The organism is Kitasatospora sp. NPDC059803 (assembly GCF_042732255.1).
GTDB lineage: Bacteria > Actinomycetota > Actinomycetes > Streptomycetales > Streptomycetaceae > Kitasatospora.
Map to the genome: position 1 here is coordinate 1 of NZ_JBHWIJ010000370.1, position 3,179 is coordinate 3,179.

Annotated in this window: 3 protein-coding genes; all 3 read left to right on the plus strand. The window is 75.3% G+C overall.

Annotated features, from left to right (window positions below):
* On the plus strand, positions 1–1,332 hold a 1,332-nt coding region (locus tag ACFV6I_RS35590; protein WP_380430046.1), incomplete at its 5' end, for a substrate-binding domain-containing protein.
* Between the two features lie 179 nt (positions 1,333–1,511).
* Positions 1,512–2,051, plus strand: coding sequence for a hypothetical protein (locus ACFV6I_RS35595; RefSeq protein ID WP_380430049.1), 540 nt, complete (start codon positions 1,512–1,514; stop codon positions 2,049–2,051).
* A 104-nt stretch (positions 2,052–2,155) separates the two neighbouring features.
* On the plus strand, positions 2,156–3,055 hold the full coding sequence (locus ACFV6I_RS35600) for a ketopantoate reductase family protein (RefSeq protein WP_380430052.1): 900 nt from the start codon (positions 2,156–2,158) through the stop codon (positions 3,053–3,055).
* Positions 3,056–3,179: the final 124 nt, after the last annotated feature.

Consider the following 3,179-nt stretch of genomic DNA (forward strand, 5'->3'; position numbering starts at 1 on the left):
GCGACCGGGTGGGAGCGCCCCGCCGTGCCGCCCGTTCCGCCCGTTCCGCCCGTTCCGACCGAGCCGGACGTCCGCTCGGCACCCCTCGCGCCCGCCTTCCCCCCGCCCGCCGGGCCCCCCGTCATACCGGCACCGACCGGCCCCGCCGTCCCCCGGCCCCGCCGCCGGACGGCAGCGCTCGTCGTCGCGGTCGCCGTCGCGTTGGCCGCGGCCGGCGGCACGGCCGTCCTGCTGCGGCAGAAGGAGAAGGACAACGGCGGTGCCGGTGCCCTGCCCCCGGCCGCCTCGGCGCCGTCCACTCCCGGCCAGTCAGGCCACTCAGGCCAGTCCGGCCCGCCCGACTGCCCATCGGCCCGCGCTGTCGTGGGCGGAGACGGCCCGTTGGAGACCGTCATGAGCCGTTGGACGGCCGACTACCACCAGGCGTGCCCCACCGCGAACGTGACCGCCACCGACGTGAGCGGCACCGCCGGCCAGCAGTTCGTCGCCGGCCAGGTCGACGCCGTCACCCTCGACGACGCACCCCTCGGCGACGAGGCCGCCGACCTCGGCAAGCGGTGCACGGCCACCCGGCCCGCCCAACTCCCGCTCGCCGCCCTGCCGATCGCCGTCGTCTACAACGTCCCCGGGCTCGACTCGCTGGTACTGGACGCCCCGACGGTGGCCCGGATCTTCAACAGCCAGATCACCAGCTGGCGGGACCCTGCGATCGCCACGCTCAACCCCGGCCGAGTGCTGCCCGACACGGCCATCACCGCGGTCCACCCGTCGGGCGTGTCGCCGATCACGCTCGGCTTCACCCGCTACCTCGCCAAGGCCGCGCCCGCCGCCTGGCCGTACCCGACGGTCGCCCACTCCTGGCCCGCCCAGGCGATGGGCGGCCTGACGGTCGGCGACCTCGGCGCCGTCCACTCGACAGTGGCCGGCAAGTCCGGCACGATCGCCTTCCTCCCGCTCAAGGACGCCGACGGGTTGCGGACCGCCAAACTGTCCGCCGGCTCCGGCCCGGTGGCCGCCACCACCGAGGCCGCCACCGCTGCCCTGGTCGGCGCCAAGGTCACCGGCACGGGCGCCGACCTGACAGTCGACGTCGACTACGCGAACCCCGGCTCCGGCGCGTACCCGCTCGTCCAGGTCGGCTACGCGGTGTTCTGCGGCACCGACGCACCGGACAACCGCGACAACCACCCGACCCGGGCACTGGCAGGCCTGCTCTCCCACGCGGTGAGCGCCACCGGCCAGCCGGCCGCGACGCAGTCGGGCTACGCCGCGCTGCCGCCCGCCCTCGCCCGTCAGGTCACCGACGCGCTGAACGGCCTGACGGCCCGCTGACCCGGCAACGGTGGGCGGTGGGCCCGCCGGCCTCCCGCCCGGCGAGTCGGTGCCGCCGCTCACCGGCCGCGACGCCCGACGGCAGGACGCGGCTCGGGCCACCGCCGCGGTACGCCCGCGAGCCGAGCCTCACCCGCCCCGGGCCCCGCGCCGCCCATCCGACGAGGGATCATGAACGGGTGACCATCGACCTGCTGCCCGGCCACGGCGTCCGCCTGCCCGCGCCGCTGCCCGAACTGCGCTTCGGCCTCACCGAGGCGACGGTCCGCCGCCTGCTGGCCCCGCACCGCGAGGCGCTCCCGGGCGGTGTGCACCCCACCTTCGTCTGCGGCTCCAACTGGGCGCTGCACTTCACCCTGCCCGGGGTTGGCGTCACCCTCTGCTCGGGCCCGGGCGAGCACCTCCAGGCCGTCTTCCTGTCGCGCTGCCCGGTGGAGCCGGTGGAGGGTGCGGCCGCCTGCCCGGTCGGCCTCCACGGCATCGACGTCTTCGGCTGGCCGGCCCACGAGGTGGTCGAGGCGCTGCGCGCCGAAGGCCTGCCCGTCCCCGACCCCGTCCACGGCAACGTCCGGTACGACACGCTGCGCCTCAGCCGAAACACCCCCGTGCGCTGGACCCCGGCCGGCGGGCGGAAGCCGCGCCACGAACCGCCGTTCACCTTCGGCCTCGTCTCCCTCTCCTCCTCGGCCCCCGCCGCCCCGGACGAGGCGGCGCCATGACCGGGCCGCCGGGCCGTGGCACCCACCGGCCGGTTCCTCGGGGCCGGTTCGTCGGGCCGTTCCGCGGAAGCCCACCACCCCTCACCCCCTCATCAGGAGTCGACATGACCACCACCCCCGCGACCACTCCCTCGACCATCGCCGTCCTCGGACCTGGCGGCGTCGGCGGCCTGATCGGCGGCCTGCTCGCGCGCGCCGGGCACCGGGTGATCTGCCTGGCCGGCGAGGAGACCGCCGCCGTCCTCAACCGGGACGGACTGCAAGTCCGCAGCGGGCAGTTCGGCGATTTCACCGCCCGGGTCGAAGCCTCCACCGAACTGCGCGAGCCGGTCGACGCCGCGTTCGTGACCGTCAAGGCGACGGCGCTGGCCGACGCGCTCGACCGGATGCCGCCGCAGGCCCTCGGCTCCGCCGTCGTGGTACCGCTGCTCAACGGAATCGACCACGTCGCGGCGCTGCGCGAGCGCTACCCGGCCGGGCAGGTCGCGGCCGGCACGATCCGGGTCGAGGCCACTCGGACCGCGCCCGGGCGGATCGCCCACACCAGCCCCTTCGCGGTGCTCGAACTGGCCGGACCGGTAGCGGACTTGGCCGATCGGCTGCGGCGCGCCGGCCTCGATGTCACGCTGCGCGAGGACGAGACCGCGATGCTCTGGAGCAAGCTCTCCTTCCTCGCCCCGTTCGCGCTGCTCACCACCCGCCACCGCAGCGAGGTCGGCGTCGTGCGCACCGAGCACCGGCCCGAACTGCTCACCGTCCTCGACGAGATCGCGGCCGTCTCCGGCGCGGCGGGCGCCCCGGCGGACGCACAGACACTGCTCACCGCCTTCGACCGGGTGCCCGGGTCGATGAAGTCCTCGATGCAGCGCGACGTGGAGGCCGGCCGTCCGATCGAACTGGACGCCATCGGCGGCGCCGTCCTGCGGGCCGCCGCCGCGCACGGGGTCGACACCCCGGCCCTCGCCGGACTGGTGCGCGACCTGTCCGAACCGGCCAACCGGTAGCACCCGCAGCCGACTTCACGTCATGAGGCAGGGCCGGAGTCCGGAAATAGGTTGCAAAGGCGAAGTGGGGGTCATTGTTCCCGGGCTAATGTTTTGACTAAAAAACCCGTGGAGGGCGGCACGA

Bases quoted from the DNA above. Each gene is read 5' to 3' on its own strand.
- ACFV6I_RS35600 (WP_380430052.1), top strand. From the start codon at position 2,156: ATGACCACCACCCCCGCGACCACTCCCTCGACCATCGCCGTCCTCGGA.